Origin of the sequence: Pseudoalteromonas sp. APM04 (genome assembly GCF_022809815.1) — a bacterium.
Lineage (GTDB): Bacteria > Pseudomonadota > Gammaproteobacteria > Enterobacterales > Alteromonadaceae > Pseudoalteromonas > Pseudoalteromonas marina.
This window is the reverse complement of the sequence record NZ_CP094441.1, coordinates 701,537-719,688: the sequence shown is the minus strand read 5'-3', so window position 1 is coordinate 719,688 and position 18,152 is coordinate 701,537. Positions and strand designations below refer to the sequence as shown.

13 protein-coding genes are annotated in these 18,152 nt (G+C 40.0%); 1 reads left to right on the top strand and 12 read right to left on the bottom strand.

Features of this window, described 5'->3' with window-relative positions; all coding sequences use genetic code 11:
* Positions 1-58: 58 nt before the first annotated feature.
* From phoB to MTP24_RS03315, 11 genes are all read right to left on the bottom strand, one after another.
* Positions 59-748 carry a phosphate regulon transcriptional regulator PhoB gene (gene phoB, locus MTP24_RS03365; protein WP_006791869.1) on the bottom strand — a complete coding sequence of 230 codons (690 nt, stop codon included), beginning with the start codon at positions 746-748 and terminating at the stop codon, positions 59-61.
* 588 nt (positions 749-1,336) lie between these two features.
* The gene (fba, locus tag MTP24_RS03360; protein WP_006791868.1) at positions 1,337-2,401 is read right to left on the bottom strand and encodes a class II fructose-bisphosphate aldolase; all 1,065 of its coding nucleotides are present in this window, start codon (positions 2,399-2,401) and stop codon (positions 1,337-1,339) included.
* 200 nt (positions 2,402-2,601) lie between these two features.
* Positions 2,602-3,777 (bottom strand): phosphoglycerate kinase, encoded by a 1,176-nt coding sequence (locus MTP24_RS03355; RefSeq protein WP_006791867.1) that lies wholly within the window; start codon positions 3,775-3,777, stop codon positions 2,602-2,604.
* Between the two features lie 68 nt (positions 3,778-3,845).
* The gene (gene epd, locus MTP24_RS03350; RefSeq protein WP_006791866.1) at positions 3,846-4,862 is read right to left on the bottom strand and encodes an erythrose-4-phosphate dehydrogenase; all 1,017 of its coding nucleotides are present in this window, start codon (positions 4,860-4,862) and stop codon (positions 3,846-3,848) included.
* Positions 4,863-5,027: 165 nt separating this feature from the next.
* On the bottom strand, positions 5,028-5,288 hold the full coding sequence (locus MTP24_RS03345) for a hypothetical protein (RefSeq protein WP_008128928.1): 261 nt from the start codon (positions 5,286-5,288) through the stop codon (positions 5,028-5,030).
* 26 nt (positions 5,289-5,314) lie between these two features.
* Positions 5,315-6,040: an SIMPL domain-containing protein gene (locus MTP24_RS03340; protein WP_008128926.1), complete on the bottom strand. Its 726-nt coding sequence runs from the start codon at positions 6,038-6,040 to the stop codon at positions 5,315-5,317.
* Positions 6,041-6,183: 143 nt separating this feature from the next.
* Entirely contained in the window at positions 6,184-6,858 is a 675-nt protein-coding gene (locus MTP24_RS03335) for a hypothetical protein (RefSeq protein WP_138740514.1), read from the bottom strand.
* A 59-nt stretch (positions 6,859-6,917) separates the two neighbouring features.
* Complete coding sequence (locus MTP24_RS03330) at positions 6,918-7,541, bottom strand: 3'-5' exonuclease (protein ID WP_006791850.1); 624 nt, start codon at positions 7,539-7,541, stop codon at positions 6,918-6,920.
* A gap of 7 nt (positions 7,542-7,548) precedes the next feature.
* Positions 7,549-9,387, bottom strand: coding sequence for a DUF294 nucleotidyltransferase-like domain-containing protein (locus tag MTP24_RS03325; RefSeq protein WP_008128920.1), 1,839 nt, complete (start codon positions 9,385-9,387; stop codon positions 7,549-7,551).
* A 105-nt stretch (positions 9,388-9,492) separates the two neighbouring features.
* Entirely contained in the window at positions 9,493-11,217 is a 1,725-nt protein-coding gene (locus MTP24_RS03320) for a sodium:solute symporter family protein (protein WP_006791848.1), read from the bottom strand.
* 10 nt (positions 11,218-11,227) lie between these two features.
* The gene (locus tag MTP24_RS03315) at positions 11,228-11,491 is read right to left on the bottom strand and encodes a DUF4212 domain-containing protein (RefSeq protein WP_004586074.1); all 264 of its coding nucleotides are present in this window, start codon (positions 11,489-11,491) and stop codon (positions 11,228-11,230) included.
* 412 nt (positions 11,492-11,903) lie between these two features.
* Between MTP24_RS03315 and MTP24_RS03310 the strand changes: the two genes are divergently transcribed.
* On the top strand, positions 11,904-15,344 hold the full coding sequence (locus tag MTP24_RS03310; RefSeq protein WP_138740515.1) for a PAS-domain containing protein: 3,441 nt from the start codon (positions 11,904-11,906) through the stop codon (positions 15,342-15,344).
* Between the two features lie 75 nt (positions 15,345-15,419).
* Here MTP24_RS03310 and MTP24_RS03305 read toward each other — a convergent pair whose 3' ends face one another.
* Positions 15,420-18,086, bottom strand: a complete 2,667-nt coding sequence (locus tag MTP24_RS03305) for a DUF2339 domain-containing protein (RefSeq protein ID WP_008128911.1) — start codon at positions 18,084-18,086, stop codon at positions 15,420-15,422.
* Positions 18,087-18,152 lie beyond the last annotated feature (66 nt).

Sequence of the window (18,152 nt, the reverse complement as noted above, 5' to 3'; positions counted from 1 at the left end):
ACTCACTTTACCTTAGAGTAGTTATACACGTATAAAACTAAGCTGGTGTTTAAGTAGGTTATAGTTTACTTGAAAAACGGTACCCTGCACCACGCACGGTCTGAACCAAACGATCGTGTCCTAACGGGCCAATTGCTTTGCGTAAACGGCGAATATGAACATCAACAGTACGGTCTTCCACATACACATTGGTTCCCCACACATGATCTAACAATTGTTCACGGCTGTAAACCCGTTCAGGGTGAGTCATGAAAAAGTGAAGGAGCCTAAACTCTGTAGGGCCCATATCAAGCTCATTTCCTTCAGAAGTAACACGATGAGAAATAGGATCTAAGCGTAAGCCATGCACTTCAATTGCTTCTTCTAAAGAGGTTGGCGACACACGACGAATAACCGCTTTAATACGCGCCATTAATTCTTTTGGCGAAAACGGTTTAGTTACGTAGTCGTCAGCGCCTACTTCTAAGCCGCGTACTTTGTCTTCTTCTTCACCGCGAGCTGTAAGCATAATAATAGGTATTTGGCGCGTGTGTTCGTTTTGCTTAAACTTTTTAGCAATTTGAATACCGCTTCCGCCAGGCAACATCCAATCAAGCAATACCATATCAGGGTAAGGCTCAACCATTGCAGCAATAGCAGAATCATAATCTTCAGCTTCAATTGCCTGAAATCCATTTTGCTCTAATACAAAAACAAGCATCTCTCTGATAGGCGCTTCGTCGTCTACGACTAGTACTTTACGTGACATTCCAATTTATCTCTTAAGCTATCGAATAAGTTTTCATTATTATGACTAAGTATTACATTTTTATGAAAGTGTAACGTGTAAATTAAAATCGGGGTAAAAAAAAGCCAAATTAATAATAAAAATCTCACTCCTGTCACAAATTTATATATTTTAAAAATTGAATAAAGACATTTTTAGTACTTACAAAAACTAAACTTTAAATATGATCGAATACTCAGATCATTGCTTTACTAAGTCTGCCTTTGTTTGTATTTACTTAGCTTTTAATAGATCTGGATTTTACTAAGCTTCACTTTAAAGATCAGATTTTTACCAAGGCGATCAATGTTGAGATCAATACTCTACCTACTCAAAAAGTTAAGCTGTTGATTGTTTGTACAAATAAAAAAAGATCTGATTATTTTTAATGCTAAATAAAGCTAAAAATTACGTTTACTTAGTAAAGTAATGATCCAATACAACCTGTGTTAGTAAATGAGTGATCCCAATTGATACCGTTGGTAATTGCATGATCTGCTATTGGCAGGCAATAAAAAAGCCAGTAATAATATTACTGGCCTTTACACATTGATCTGTTTAATCGATCGATTATTTAATCTGTGGTGCTAACTCGCCGCTTAAGTACTTAAGGTGCATGTCATCAAGAGAAATTGGTTTAATTTTACCAGCCTGTCCTGCCGTTCCAAACGAGTTGTAACGCGCAACACAAATCTCTGTCATCGCTTTTGTAGCTTCTGCTAGGTATTTACGTGGATCAAAGTTAGATGGATTAAGCGCCATATGACGACGAATAGCACCGGTAGACGCTAAACGTAAATCGGTATCAATATTTACTTTACGAACACCGTGCTTAATACCTTCAACAATTTGCTCAACTGGTACACCGTAGGTTTCAGGAATTTCGCCACCGTACTGGTTTATGATCTCTAGCCATTCTTGTGGTACCGACGACGATCCATGCATTACTAAATGCGTGTTAGGAATACGTGCGTGAATGGCTTTAATGCGATCAATTGCTAAAATATCATCTGTTGGTGGGCGCGTAAATTTGTAAGCCCCGTGCGATGTACCACATGCAATCGCAAGCGCATCAACATGGGTTTTATTTACAAAGTCAGCTGCTTCTTCAGGATCAGTTAGCATTTGATCAGTTGTTAATTTACCTTCTGCGCCTACACCGTCTTCTTCGCCCGCTTCACCCGTTTCAAGTGAACCTAATACACCTAGCTCGCCCTCAACCGATACACCGCACGCATGTGCCATAGCCACTGTTTCGCGAGTAACTTCAACGTTGTATTCATAACTTGAAGGCGTTTTACCATCGCTCATTAACGAGCCATCCATCATTACTGATGAAAAACCAAGTTGAATTGAACGCTGACAAACACCGGGCGAGGTGCCGTGATCTTGATGCATTACGACAGGGATATGTGGCCATTCTTCAACGGCAGCTAAAATCATATGGCGAATAAATGGAGCACCGGCGTAAGCACGAGCGCCTGCTGATCCTTGAACGATTACTGGGCTGTTTGTTTTGTCAGCCGCTTCCATTATTGCGCGCATTTGCTCTTGGTTATTCACGTTAAAAGCGGGTACGCCGTAACCATGCTCAGCTGCATGATCTAAAAGTTGTCGCATACTGATTAAAGCCATTGGGTATTCTCCAATTTATCGATAGCATTTCACTGCTATCTAGTTTGAACGGATATGTTAGTTTGGCGTTTAAATAACACCACGAAACCCACTGCTCTGCAGTTAAGCTTCGTACACATTAATTATTAAATTAGGGTGAGAGGTATTTAATAATTAATGATTAGTGAGGGTTTCCCCTCACTTTACACGGCTAAATAACTTTATTTAGCGCGTGACTCTAGCATTTCTACTGCTGGAAGTTTTTTGCCTTCTAAAAACTCTAAGAACGCACCACCACCGGTAGAAATGTAAGAAACTTTATCGGCTATGCCGTATTTATCAATTGCAGCTAAAGTATCACCGCCACCCGCAATTGAAAATGCGTTTGAATTAGCAATTGCTTGAGCAATAGCACGTGTGCCGTTGCCAAACTGATCAAACTCAAATACACCTACAGGACCATTCCATACTACCGTGCCTGCATTTGCAATAATTTTAGCAAGTTGGCTGGCGGTATCTGGGCCAATATCAAAAATCATATCGTCGCTAGTCACTTCGCTTACATCTTTAAGCGTAGCAACTGCTGACTCTGAAAATTCATTACCTACCACTACATCCGTAGGAACTGGAATTTCACCATCGTTTGCCTTCGCTGCTGCACATAAACGATTTGCTTCATCCATTAAATCAGCTTCAAAAAGTGATTTACCTACCGGATTGCCTGCAGCTGCAATAAACGTATTAGCAATACCGCCGCCAGTTACTAGCTGGTCAACAATTTTAGACAGTGAATCTAGTACAGTTAGTTTAGTCGAAACTTTTGAACCACCCACAATAGCCACTAATGGGCGAGCTGGATTATCAAGTGCTTTTCCTAATGCTTCAAGTTCAGCCGATAGTAATGGGCCTGCACAGGCAACATCAGCAAATAAACCAACACCATGAGTAGACGCTTGTGCGCGGTGAGCTGTACCAAAGGCATCCATTACGTATACATCACATAAAGCTGCAAGTTGTTTTGATAACGCTTCGTCGTTTTTCTTCTCGCCCTTATTAAAGCGCACGTTTTCAAATACAACCACTTCGTTATCAGCTACATCTACGCCATTTAAGTAGTCTTTTTCAAGACGCACTGTTTGCGCTAGCGCGTCGTTTAGGTAATCAGCTACAGGGGCGAGCGAATATTCTTCGTTGTATTCCCCTTCCGTAGGACGGCCAAGGTGTGACATAACCATTACTTTAGCGCCTTTCTCAAGGGCTAATTTAATAGTAGGTAGTGCAGCACGAATACGCGCATCTGACGTCACTTTACCTGCTTTAACTGGTACATTTAAATCTTCACGAATTAATACGCGTTTGCCGTTTAAATCTAAATCTGCCATTTTTATGACCGACATGAATATCTCCTTAGTTAACGATACTGAACCTGAAAAATACGTTTAAATTATTATAGTAATATAAAAAGTTACTGAGTTACTGCAACCATCGCACGCGCGGTATCGAGCATACGATTTGCAAATCCCCACTCATTATCACACCAAACAAGTAACTTTATCAGCCGTTTGTGACTAACTCGTGTCTGTGTGCCATCAATAATACAAGAATGTGGATCGTGATTAAAATCAACTGATACAAGCGGCTCTTCGGTGTAACTTAAAATACCTTCGAGTCTATCTTTTGCTTGTGCTTTAAGTGCATTATTAACGGCCTTTAAATCTACATCGGCATTAACCGTTACACTTAAATCCATGGCCGTTACATTAATTGTTGGAACGCGAACAGCTATGGCCTCAAAGCGACCTTCAAATTTAGGTAATATGCGGTCTATACCGCGGGCAAGTTTTGTATCTACCGGAATAATAGATTGACTCGCGGCGCGAGTACGGCGTAAATCATGATGGTACGCGTCAATCACTTGTTGATCGTTCATCGATGCATGAATAGTGGTAATAGCACCCGACTCAATACCAAAGGCATCATCTAATACTTTTATTACTGGCACTACACAGTTTGTGGTACACGAGCCGTTAGATACAATAGTATGCTCGCTTTTAAGCTCATCGTCGTTTATGCCATAGACAATAGTGGCATCTACGTCGTTATCAGCTGGATGCGAAAACAACACCTTTTTGGCGCCCGCTGTAATGTGTAACTGTGCATGCTCACGCGAATGATAAACACCAGTACATTCAAGTACTACATCTACATCAAGGGTTTGCCAAGGTAATTCTACTGGGTTTTCTTCACAAAAAAGTGCAATAGTATCGCCTGCAACACTAATGGTGTCTTCACCAAGTTTTACAGGAAAAGAAAAACGACCGTGGGATGTGTCGTATTTTAATAAATGAGCAATAGCTTCAGGGTCAGCCAGTTCGTTAATGGCAACAATTTTAATTTCGTCGCTCAAACCTGACTCGTACAACGCGCGGACAATATTTCGACCAATACGACCAAAACCATTAATTGCAAGTTTGATTGCCATGAAATATAAAATCCACTCTTTTAGCGTGCAGATAAAGGCTATGTGCCTTTTAGATGCCTGTATTGTAATCGACCTTGCGCCTGATTATAAGAGGGGGCGATTAGAAACTTTAAATTAACGTTGAAAATCCCCACATAGCATTAAAGTATACACGTTAAAATTTGCTTATAACCCGCTTCCATTGTGTGTGTTCGTACCAGAGGAAGTTCCTCCACCAAAGCTTTTAGGTATGCTTTTGGGCTTATCCTGTGAGCGATAAAACAACCACAAACCAACCGCAGCAAACAACGGAATTAACCAGACCAATATGACTTGCGCCACTTTTTGAAAAACCTCTAAATCATCGCGCTTTATTAAAAGAACGCTAACAATGAGATTCAGTAATGCAATGACACCAAACCCAATATAAAAATACTTTAATTCCATTTCTCTAATGCCTCATACCCTGATTATTATTTTATCTCTAAATCAAACACCACGTTTATAGATGATTCAAATGTTATAGAAATTTCTAAATAACGCCCCGCTGCAAAAGGAGACTCACTCATTTTCGAACCAGTCACATCAATGCGCTCAACATACATTGAATGATAGCCATAATTTGAGCGATTGTTATTAGAATTAATACTATAAATATTTCCAAGAGATGCACCAAATGAACTCGCTAGTACTTTACCTTTAACTTTCGCATTTTCTACTGCATTCTGCGTAGCCTGAGCTTCCAACTCTTTGGCTTTTGAAGACAGTAACTCTATATTAGTTACTTCATTTATTTTTACACTCAATGCAAAATCAACAATTTCATTCATCTTGTTAATATCATCAATAGTAACTTTGAGTGAACGCGAAGCAATGTAACCTACCCGTTTTTCTTCACCACTTTCTAAATATTGCATATCAGCAGTAGTTAATAAATTTGAGGCTGATACTGCCGACTCTTCGACCCCATATTTATCTAAACCGTTTAAAAATAAATTAACCCTAGCATCCACATCACGTTTTGCATCAAGTGATTCTTTTTTCATACTAACCACCTCAAATGAAATTTTGGCTAGATCTGGTTTAGCTAATACCTCACCCTTCCCCTGGACAGCAATATGTCTATTCGGCGGCAAACTTGAATTTGCAAACGTAACAAGTGGAAATAAGGCAATAAAAATAGCGATGATAAGTTTCATATTCGTTCCTTGTAAAAGTGAAATTATGACTTATATGCCTACACCTATAAGTAACATTTAATAATATTTCAGCTAAATATTTTATGCTTACGTGCCTGAGTATCCTCATTAAATTAGCTAATTTTTGGGTGATGTAGAGGCTACTATTTTGACTCTGAGCTAACCGTTTTTACTTTATTTTCATTAGGTATTAATGCTGAAATATTTTCTTGTGAAATAATAAGTAACTTATCTTGTTTATTATCATAAACAAATAAATTCCCCATTGTTGAGGCTACTATTTGAACATTTTGAAGTTGAGTTACTTTGCTCTTAGCAATTGGATAATTTAATGATAAGTGATAACTCATTGTTCTTTCATTTACTATGTCTTTACTGTGTGAATACGCCAACATAGTAGGGTATGTAGGTATTATAAGCGCTAAAAATAATACCGCTGTATAACTAGGTTTTAATAAATAGTACGGGTAACAAAAGCCATAATAAAGTTTTTTTAACACGGTTGTTTTACTAGGATCTGGCATGTGTCCTGAGCGCCAATTTAAATAAATAGCTGTTATAACGATGAGCGTAGTATAAATAGTAATAAGTAAAGGATTTGAAATCAGTGCCAGTAAAAAGTCACTTATTTCAATAAAGTTGAATACATCAACCGAAAAGTTATTAAGTAAAACGTAAAGATACACAACACCTGATAAACTACCTAATAAGTAAAGAATAGTAAGAAACACACCAAAATTGTTGTGAATGTACTTTTTAACTGCTTGAAGGTCATTGTTTAACTGGTTGTAATACTTACTGGCGGCTTCAATTACCATAATAAATCCTTTTAAAAAAATTGAGTTTAACAAAATTATACGTAAGTGAAATAGCTTTGTTAAACTAGTGCTCTTAACGTTAACTCTTTACCGGCGCCTATTTGATGGCATTGGGCCAATAACAGCTCAGCAGTGGCTTGTGCATCGGTAAGCGCATGATGGCAATGATAGCTTGGTAAATCGTAGCGATTACGGCATTCATTTAAGGTTAAATCATCTAATTTTATATCGCTTGCGTGTTGCAGTAAGCGCTTTTTTTCTATTTGTAGGGTATCGATGATCAGCTTAGGCCGCTGGGTGACCCCTGCATTTTTTAGTGCTAACTTTAAAAAGCCCCAGTCAAGCATGGCATTATGAAATACTAAAATGCAGTCACTAAAGTGAGCGCTTAAAGACATTAAAATACTCTGTAGGCTTTGCCCTTGTGCCACCGAGTCAGTACTAATACCATGAAAAACCGGGCTTTGTTCAAGGCTTTTTACGTCTTTATTAATAAAATGTTGCGACTCGCTCATTTTTATACATTGGTTATCAATTACAACCCATGCAACCGACACTATTTCGTGCTGTTTTGAGTCAAGCCCTGTGAGCTCTAAATCAATCACCAAATAGCGCTGCGAGAATGCATTTTTTGCTAGTAATTGACGGCGCTTTATATACCGCGTAAGTAACATTTTTACCATGAGAGCCTCACAAACTGCCCCGTGCAAATTTAAACGCGGCGCCTTGCTGCGCTTGTTTTACTAAATAAAACGCTTCTTTTAACTGATGGCGCTCTAGTGAATTTAATTTATTAGGGTTAATACAGTTGCTTGGTAACCCCTCTTCATTAATTTGTGTGCTTAAGCGCAGCTGAGTTAAAAAACGCCAACAGTCTTTTAAGTTGTAAATATCGTCTTTGTTGATGAGGTTATACTTTAATAATGCTTCTAGGCGCTCTTGGGTGTTAGCCCGTTTAATTCCCGCTTTTAATGCGTATAAGCGCACTATGTCGTTAATGATCACCACACCGCGTTTTTTCAAATCTATGTATTTGTGGTTGTTGTCATCTTTTTGCGTTTTAAACTTGTTAAATAAACCTATGGGTACGCTGTTATTATTTATGTCGGTAGCCATGGCTGCATAAAATAAATCGTTTCGCGATATGCGCACTAATTGTTCACAAAATGCGGTATATAACGAATTTGAACCTTCTATAAAGCGTAAATCAAAAAATATTTTACAATTAAGCATGGCTTCGGGGGTTGGGCTTTTTATCCATTTAAAAAAGCGTTCAGACCAATCGTTCACGCTCATGCGGCATAAGTCACTGCTTGCCATTATGTTACCAGGGCATCGCCTAATGCCGCATTCAACGAGTTGTTCGCAAACAAACTCTCCCATTTTTTTAAAGTAAGTATGCTGCTCTTGAGTTAAATCGTTGGGGAGTAATAGGCCGTTATCTTGATCTGAATGTAATGTTTGCTCTTCGCGTGCTTGTGAGCCAAAGCATATAAAACTAAAACTGGTTGGTGCTGCGCCGTGATCTTCTTGAAATAGTCTGATCAAACGCGATGTTAATGCATCGGTTAACCCGCTTAGTAATTTACCAATAAGTGAAATATCGTCAATATTATGAGAGAAGCTCTTTAGTAAATCGGGCACTTCTTTGGCGTAACGTTTTAAGTCGTTCACGTTATGCGCTTTATAAATGCGGCCAATGAGCTGCACAGGATCACTTTTTTGTTGGCGCAGTAAATCAGTACTGGTGAGCATACCTATCGGGTTATGGCTTTCATCAAGCACTGGCAAGTGGTGAATATTATATTTAAGCATTAAATGCAACGCAGAAAACACGCGGTTATTTTCAAATATAAATTTAGGGTTTGTGGTCATTATGCTGCTAACCGCTTCTTGCGGGTCTACCTCGTCGGCAAGCACCCTATTTCGCAGATCGCGGTCTGTTACCACGCCAACTAAATGGGCATGTTGAATAACCATAATTGACGACACACCGTGCTCTTTCATTTTTTTAGCGCTTTGTCGAATGCTGGCATCGGGTGAAAGCGTTATGGCTGTGCGGGTCATGAGTTCAGATATTCTGCGCTCTGACCAACTGTCGTTTTTACTTTTATAATGTGATGATAGTAATCTATTGGCGTGAGCTCTAACAAAATATTGCTCAAACGGTTTGTACTCTCGGCGTAAAAAATCAAAGTGTTCTTGGTTGAGCATATACACTATGCCCTCTTTTTGAACCGCCAATTTATTTTGAATTGCTTCGCCGGTTAAAAGCGAAGGAAAACCAAAATAATCACCTTGTGCCAGACGTGTTACTACATCACCTTTAGCATCAACTAGATCGTAAAGACCTGAGCGAATTAAAAAAAGCTTTGGATGTTCGCTCTGTAGCCACTGCGCCTGATTTTCTCGCGTTAAATAAATAACATCAAGATGGTTTACAAAGTAGTCGCAAGCACTGTTATCGAGCATGCTGAACGGCGCTTGAAGATAAACATATTGGGCTACTTCTTGTTGTTCTACACTCATTGTTACACTCACTAAAAAGTATACACAGCACCAATGTACTCATTATTTATACAAATAAAAAGCCCGACTAAGGTCGGGCTTTTGGTACTTTACATATAAGTTGGCTTAATGCGCGTGCGCTTCTGCCGACCCTTTAGGATTACGAATACCTTCTACCATTTCTTGTATTTCAACAGGTGTTGGTTGAGTAAATTTCAGTACTACGGCAGCAACAACAAAGTTAATTACCATACCGACTAAACCTATACCTTCAGGCGAAATACCTAAGAACCAGTTCTCTGGGCTGTTAAGCTCTGGGCTCACAAATTTAAAGAAGATGATATACGCTGCAGTAAAGCCAATACCGGTGATCATGCCTGCAATAGCACCTTCTCTGTTCATTGTTTTAGAGAATATTCCCATAATAATTGCAGGGAAGAAACTCGCCGCAGCTAAACCAAAGGCAAAGGCCACCACCGACGCTACAAAGCCAGGCGGGTTGATTCCAAAGTATGCAGATATAACAATGGCAATCATCGCGGCTAATCGAGCGGCCAGTAGCTCTTGTTTATCACTAATATCGGGTTTCAGAGTACGTTTGAGTAAATCGTGCGAAACAGAAGTCGAAATAACCAGTAGTAAACCCGCTGTTGTCGACAGTGCTGCAGCAATCCCCCCTGCGGCTACAAGTGCAACAACCCATGCAGGTAAATTAGCTATCTCAGGATTAGCCAATACCATAATATCGCGGTCTACTTTTACTTCATTTGCGCTATTTGGATCTTCTATTTTACCTGCTGTGTAGAACATTTTGCCGTCACCATTTTTATCATTAAAAGTGATTAGGCCTGTACGCTCCCAGTTTTTGATCCACGCTGGTGCTTCTGCGTACGCTGTGCCGCTGCCGTCTTTACCATTGATTGTATCGATCATGTTTACACGTGCAAACGAAGCAACTGCTGGTGCGGTAGTATAAACAATAGCAATAAATACCAACGTCCACGCTGCTGAAATACGCGTATCTTTTACACGCGGTACAGTGAAGAAGCGAACAATTACATGTGGTAAACCTGCAGTACCGACCATTAATGCACCTGTAATGGCAAATACATCTATCATGCTTTTAGAGCCTTCGGTGTATTGTGCAAAGCCCAGCTCTGCGCTTAACCCGTCAAGTTTATCAAGTACATACATACCTGAGCCGTCACTTAAAGTGGCACCAAAGCCTGTTTGTGGAAAGAAGTGACCCGTCATCATCATTGAGATAAAAATAGCCGGAACTAAGTATGCAAATACAAGTACACAATACTGCGCTACTTGTGTATAGGTAATGCCTTTCATGCCGCCAAGAACCGCATAGAAAAATACAATCACCATACCAATGTAAACACCGGTTTCAATTTCTACTTCTAAAAAGCGAGAAAACACAACGCCTACGCCGCGCATTTGCCCAGCAATATAAGTAAAACAAATAAATATGGCACATAAAATGGCCACTAAGCGCGCTGTGCGCGAGTAGTAACGGTCGCCAATAAAGTCAGGTACTGTGAACTTGCCGAATTTACGTAAGTAAGGCGCTAAACACATAGCGAGCAGTACGTAACCGCCAGTCCACCCCATTAAGTAAACGCCGCCATCATACCCTGCGAACGAAATAATACCCGCCATTGAAATAAACGACGCGGCGCTCATCCAGTCAGCTGCAGTTGCCATACCATTAGCTAGTGGAGGTACGCCGCCGCCTGCTACGTAAAATTCGTTTGTTGAACCCGCACGGGCCCAAATTGCAATGCCGATATAAAGCGCAAAGCTTAAACCAACAATTATAAATGTGAGTGTTTGAACATCCATTGCTTAGCTCCTATTCGTCTACGCCGTATTTTTTATCTAACGTATTCATTTTGAAAACGTACACAAAAATCAAAGCCACAAAGGTGTAAATCGCGCCTTGCTGGGAGAACCAGAAGCCAAGTTTAAACCCAAAAAAACGTACTTCATTCAGTACATCTACCAGTAATATGCCAAAGCCAAATGAGACCACAAACCACACTGCTAGTAATTTAAACAGTAGTGAAATGTTTTCAGCCCAATAAGCTTTTGCTTGTTCTTCGTCTTTAAAAGCCATTTTTATTTTCCCCTTTAAGCACCGCAGTATCGCGATGGGTGGTTTTTTATCTTCGCTAATCAATTTAGCAACGCAGCTCACATATTGAATTGAGACCATAGTCGTAACACCTGATTAACGTTTGCGTAAACTGCATTTAACCTACTTAATAGAAAATGTTATTTTTATTTAATATCAGCATGTTACGCTTTTTATACTTGCTATACTTATTGCTGATTTACCAATCAGCTCACAAATGCGACATTAGTCTAATACGGGGGCTCTTTACTTTTTATTGTTATTATTCAGTAAGATATATTTTCACTTTAATTTACTATTTAAAATCAACCCCCACACCTAAGCTCAGTTCTGGTATTGTGTAATAACCTCTTGGGTTGAGGGTCATTTAAAAATAATAAGGGTTAATAACACCATGACTGCCGTTCTGATTATTGTTGCATTAGGGTATATAGGGGTACTGTTTTGGCTAGCAAACTGGGGCGATAAAACAACGCCTTTGGCAAAGCGTATTAGTCATCATCCTTTTGTGTATTCGTTTGCAATTGGTATTTACTGTACCTCTTGGACCTATTACGGCTCGGTGGGAACCGCAGCCACCAGCAGCTGGAGCTATTTACCTATTTTATTGGGTCCGGCCTTATTGTTTTTTTTCGGGCAGGGGTTTTTACGCAAACTGGTTTTGGTTAGTAAAAAACAAAACATCACGACCATTGCCGACTTTATTTCCGCCCGTTATGGCAAACGCCAAACCACCGCCATTTTGGTGACTCTTATTGCGCTGCTAGCCACTATTCCTTACATTGCGTTGCAACTTAAAGCCCTAAGCACTAGCTTTTTGCTATTGCAAAATAGCAATAAAATATCGGGGGATATGCTGGCACTTTCTGCCACACTTATCATGGCATTATTTGCAATATTTTTTGGTACCCGCAAAGTCGATGTCACCGAGTATCGCTCTGGGTTAATGCTAGCTGTAGCATTCGAATCTTTAATCAAGCTTTTTGCATTAATGGCTGTGGCAGGCCTCGCTATTTATACATTATTCAACCTACCAGAAACCTCATCAGCTCAGTTAACCGAATCTGCTTGGGCACACTGGAGTAACTTTAATTTTTTTAGTTTTAATTTTATTGGTCAATCCCTTATGGCGGCCGCGGCAATTATTTGTTTACCCCGCCAGTTTCATGTAACCGTGGTCGACAACCAAAATAAGCGTCATTTAAATACCGCTCGTTGGGCGTTCCCCTTATATTTATTACTAACCGCAGCAATGATTTTACCTATAGCGACTGCCGCTATTCACCCAAATATTGGTATTGGTTATTCGCCAGACAGCTTTGTACTGGCACTGCCGCTAATTAACGACAACGCCTTTTTAACCACCTTTGTATTTATTGGTGGCCTATCGGCTGCAACTGCCATGATTGTGGTTGCAACACTGACTCTAAGTACCATGATCTCAAACGATGTAGTGCTGCCATTAATACTGCGTCGTAAGTTTAAACGTAACCTAATTACCACCAGCTATAAGGCACAAATTTTATTAGTAAGGCGCTTTACCATTGCCGGTATTTTAATATTGGCTTATTTTTATCAACAATGGTTTGGCCATAGCAGCGCACTGGCTAGTATGGGCTTAGTTGCCTTTTCGTTAGTGACTCAGTTATTGCCCTCTATTGTTGGTGGCTTATATTGGCGAAAAGGTCATGCCTATGGCGTTTATGCTGGTCTTTTAGCTGGTATAACCTGCTGGGTGCTGTTCTTAATGTTACCCATTTTAGATGCAGGTAATACCTTAAATAGCGAGTTACAACAAACACTCATCACTCGTGGAACACTCATCGCACTCTTTGCAAATATTGGTTGTTATATTAGTTTTTCTTTAGGAGCCGAAGAGCGCCTTATTGATAAAATTCAGGCCGCGGCGTTTGTAAATCCAAAAGATCAGGCTATTTTGTCTCGCCGTTTGAATAAAGATGTTAAAGCCACGGTTTACGACTTTAAAATATTGCTGCAAACCTTTTTAGGCATACAACGCAGTCAACAAGTACTGGCTCATTACGCACTTGCGCACCATTTAAACGACAATAACGCTCACCCAGAGCCCGAATTTATAGCCTATTGCGAACGCGCATTAACCGGTGTTTTAGGCGCGTCATCTGCACAGGCGCTCATTCATACGGTGTCATCGGGCAAGCGCATGGCATTTGAAGAAGTGGTTAACTTTTTTGATGAAACCACACAAGCCCTACAATTTAACCAAAACCTATTATTTACCTCTTTAGAAAACTTAAGCCATGGTATTTCGGTTGTTGATAAAAACTTAAAGCTAGTGGCATGGAACAAGCGCTACAGTGCCATGTTTAACTACCCTGAAGGTTTTTTAGAAGTTGGCCAACCCATAGAGGATATTATTAGATACAACGCTAAACGCGGTGAATGTGGGCCTGGCGAAATAGAACGCCAAATAGAAAAACGCGTGCAACATTTAAAAAATGGTAGCTCTCATCACTTTATACGCCACCGTCGTAATGGCCAAGTGTTTGAGATGATTGGTAATCCACTGCCTGATGGCGGCTTTGTAACGAGCTTTTCTGATATCACAACTCACATAAGCACCCAAAATGCGCTTGAAGAAGTGAACATGGATCTAGAAAACCGTATTGAGGCGCGAACCCAAGAAGTACAAACAATAAATAAAGACTTACAAGCGCAAATAGACAGCCGAGTACAAACGGAGGAAGCACTTACTTTAGCAAAACGAGAGGCCGAACAAGCAAACGACAGTAAAACGCGCTTTTTAGCACTCGCTAGCCACGATATTTTACAACCCCTCAATGCAGCGCGTTTATACCTAGCTGCCATTGATGAAAAACAACTTGATGCCACCAATGCAAATAACTTTAATAAGCTTGGTGACAGCCTAGATTCGACTGTTCACTTAATGTCAGCCCTACTTGAAATAGCTAAACTAGAGCAAGGCGCAATGACCCCCACACCGCGCCACTTTTACATTGAAGATATTTTAGCGCCGCTAAAAAGTGAGTACGCTATTTTATCAAGTGATAAGGGGCTAAAGCTCACCGTGCGTTCTGGTGGCCAAGTTGTGCATAGCGATATCACCTACCTGCGCCGAATTATTCAAAATTTAGTGTCTAATGCTGTTAAATATACCGATAAAGGACGCGTGTTAGTGGCATGTAGAAACCGAAAACATAGCCTGCGCATTGAAGTATGGGACACAGGCCCTGGTATTAGCGACGTTGAACAAGCCAAAATATTTAACGATTTTTATCGCGTCGAGTCTGGCGACAACAAAGGCGTAGGGCTGGGCCTTGGCGTGGTGAAGCGTATGGCAGATTTATTAAGTTTAGAGCTTGATGTGCACTCAGAACCCGGTAAAGGCAGCCGCTTTAGTATTGACGTACCCTATGGTGACGCTCAGTTTGTTCAGCAAAAAAGCGCAGCGAGTAACCTAATAGAAAACCGTACCGCAATAAACATTATTGCCGTAGATGACGATCCAGAAAACCTCGCAGCTATGGCAAGCTTACTTAAAAAGTGGCAAGCAAATTATACCCTGTTTGATAATGTCGAAAACGTCATGTCGCATGCTAAAGCGCATAGCGCACCGGATGTTATATTAATGGATTACCAGTTAGGCAATGAGTGCGATGGCATCACTTTAATTAAAACACTCAGAGAAATATGGCAAAGCGACATTCCGGCTATTTTAATTACCGCAGTACGCGACACCGAACTTAAACAAGAAACAAAAGCAGCTAATATTCACTACTTAAGTAAACCTATTAAGCCGGGTAAATTAAAAGCCCTGCTTAATCACAGCACTTAATTTGCAACTTAGTTAATCGCAAATAAAAAGCCCAGTACGTTTACTGGGCTTTGCTTAATAAAGTGTCTATATATTTTATATTGTTTTTGAGCGGCTTCTAAGCTTTTGAAATAACCAACTTAGCCCAACTAACGAAAGCCCTAAACCAATAAACGACAGGGCTTTTAACAGCCCCGTTAAATTAGCCATATCAATTAAAAACACTTTTACAATAACAGCCGCAAGTAATCCTAAGCCTATTTTTTGAATAAGTAACTGGTTTTTAAGGTGTCCGAATATAACCGTACCAGCGCCCAGTATTAGCCAAATAACAGAGTAGCTATACAACTCTTCGTTACTGGCCCCTTTTGATAGATAAATATAAGCCCCTTGCCAGTATTGACGAATAAAACTGTTAATGGCAATTAAGCCAAGTAAACCTGCAACACCAAGTACAAACGGCGCTATCTTAGCCTTTATAGGTTTAATAAGTGAGTATAACCAAACCGTTAAGCCGGCTGGTACTAACCAAAGTAAAAACAGCCAGTTAAGTACTGGGAGCTCACCAATATAAATAGAGGTTAATAACGGGTTATCGTCGAGTAGTGTTTTAAGTGACATAAAGCCAGCGCCGCCTGCTAATAAACTCCCTGCAATTTGATAAAGCTTAGCTAAGCTCCCCGCAATACGTGCACGATGCAAATAAACGCAGCCCAGCGCAAGCCAATTACAGGTAAGCAAAACTTGCTCATAAAAACTAAGCGCGTCAAATTGTGGGGAGTGCCCAACGAGCTGGTAACTGGTTTCGGTTGTAATGAACAACGCAAAGCAATGAAGCGCGGCCCCTTCTAACCACACTTTTAATTGCGATGTTTTATAGCATTTAGCTGTGGCAAAAAATAATGCGGTACACAGCGGATATACAATAATACTCCAGTGCAAGCCAAATAATGTAAGAGCGTCGTAACTTGGTGTCCAAGGCGCAAGCGTTAACCGAAGTAATAAAGCAGCCACTAGCGCTTTAATAGGCCAATGCGGCATAGGCACATTATAACGCTTTATGAGCACACTAATTAACAGTACTTGAATAGCTAATGCAATGGTTAAACCGCTGTCGCTTAGAAGCATTGTTATAGCTAAAGTAATATTCGCATTTGCGCCTACCCAGTAAGTAAAACGCTGAAACAACGTTGTATTATGCTGCGCACACTTAATTAAAATAGCCGCAACCACACATAATACAAAAGCCCAAAGTGGATAAGCGATGCTTAATGCATTGTTTGGAATTAGTACATACAAGGTACTTATCATGACAAAAACGCTAAATGCCGCAGTAATATGAAACGCTAATCGTTTTACCTGTTTTTTACCAAAATAAAGTCCGTACGCCATAAAGCCAAAACCAAGCAATAACCCTAAGCCGTATTCGCTTTTAAATATAAATAATCCATCATCAAAAAAAGCGGATAAAGAATTCATTTGCTCTGCGCTTATAATCATTAGCGTAGCAATAACGAGTGATAGCCCTTGCCATAGATCCCAGCGACTATTTTTAAGTGCTAAAAATAATAACAATCCAATACTTAATACACCGATAGTTTGCCATTCTAAATTGTAATAGCTTATCGACATGGTAAAAATTAGCGGAACTATAAAGGCAAGGAGTAAAAGGTGATCGGGGAATACTTTTATAAGGCGCTTTAAAGAGTGCGGACGATGTTCAATACTTTTTAATTTAAAACCCAAACGCGGCAAAGCAATCAGGCCAACAATACTCAGTAATGCAAAGGTTGCAAGTAACCAAGGTGTATTACTTTTTAGCTGCATTATTATAAAACCAACTAAATACCAACCAATATGCCCTGCCCACATTAAATACCAAAGCCAAGCTCGCTGCACTTTGTGTGCAACCAAGGATGCCGATAAACTAACAAAGCCAACATACATAAATAATGCAAATACGTTGCTACTGCCGGTATTAACCCAAATAGGCACGCTGTAAGCACCAATAATTCCTAACACCGCTAGCAATGGCCCAAGTGTTATTGCCATTATGCTCGCACTTATGGCAATAATAGCTAGCACAATAAAAGCAGTTGTAGGGCTAAGCATTTCATAGCTACTGTAAGCTAAAAGCGTTAATGCAAAACAAGTTATAAACCCGCCACTGGCAAGTGCTGCAGGTATGTAGTTATTAAAGCCTTCAAAAATAATACGTTTATAGTGTAAATAGCTTGCAGCTATGATCAAACCTACCCCAAATAAACCACCTAAGCTGAGCCTCATTATGGGTGATAAAAGCCCTGCTTCTAAGCTGTATTTAGCTAAAAATATGCCGCCAAAAGCAAGCGCTATTGCGCCAATCCAGGTCATCCAATTTTGTTCAAACCCGGTGCGTAGTTTTTCAAACACGGAGGCAATAAATAAAGGGATAGCGGGGTTCGCTTTTATTGATTTAACGTTAGGCGTTACAACCGTATTTACTGGCTCATTTTGCGCTGAATTACTTTTTGGTACTGAGCTGGGCTCTACTTCATAAGCAGTAGATTGTGCACTTAAAGGCGCAACGTGTTTTGAGGATGAAAAAATTTTTGTATCAGAATGATCAGCACTTGGGCTTGCCTGCAGCTTGACTACTTTAGCCCTTAAAATCGCGATTTCTTGCTTTAGGCCGTTTACTTGTATTAATGCAATTAATCCACACAAAGCACCGGTTGCAATAATCAGCATGACTATCACTATTAACCCAATAAAATCATCCATGGCACACTCTTATTATTTATTATGTCATGAGTGTACCTAATTATTACTAAGCCGTTAAATTTTGTT

Coding starts and splice junctions, on each gene's coding strand:
- MTP24_RS03340 (WP_008128926.1), bottom strand. CDS start 6,040: ATGAAACTTATCATCGCTATTTTTATTGCCTTATTTCCACTTGTTACG.
- MTP24_RS03355 (WP_006791867.1), bottom strand. CDS start 3,777: ATGTCGGTCATAAAAATGGCAGATTTAGATTTAAACGGCAAACGCGTA.
- MTP24_RS03320 (WP_006791848.1), bottom strand. CDS start 11,217: ATGGATGTTCAAACACTCACATTTATAATTGTTGGTTTAAGCTTTGCG.
- MTP24_RS03345 (WP_008128928.1), bottom strand. CDS start 5,288: ATGGAATTAAAGTATTTTTATATTGGGTTTGGTGTCATTGCATTACTG.
- MTP24_RS03335 (WP_138740514.1), bottom strand. CDS start 6,858: ATGGTAATTGAAGCCGCCAGTAAGTATTACAACCAGTTAAACAATGAC.
- MTP24_RS03330 (WP_006791850.1), bottom strand. CDS start 7,541: ATGGTAAAAATGTTACTTACGCGGTATATAAAGCGCCGTCAATTACTA.
- phoB (WP_006791869.1), bottom strand. CDS start 748: ATGTCACGTAAAGTACTAGTCGTAGACGACGAAGCGCCTATCAGAGAG.
- MTP24_RS03305 (WP_008128911.1), bottom strand. CDS start 18,086: ATGGATGATTTTATTGGGTTAATAGTGATAGTCATGCTGATTATTGCA.
- epd (WP_006791866.1), bottom strand. CDS start 4,862: ATGGCAATCAAACTTGCAATTAATGGTTTTGGTCGTATTGGTCGAAAT.
- fba (WP_006791868.1), bottom strand. CDS start 2,401: ATGGCTTTAATCAGTATGCGACAACTTTTAGATCATGCAGCTGAGCAT.
- MTP24_RS03310 (WP_138740515.1), top strand. CDS start 11,904: ATGACTGCCGTTCTGATTATTGTTGCATTAGGGTATATAGGGGTACTG.
- MTP24_RS03325 (WP_008128920.1), bottom strand. CDS start 9,387: ATGAGTGTAGAACAACAAGAAGTAGCCCAATATGTTTATCTTCAAGCG.
- MTP24_RS03315 (WP_004586074.1), bottom strand. CDS start 11,491: ATGGCTTTTAAAGACGAAGAACAAGCAAAAGCTTATTGGGCTGAAAAC.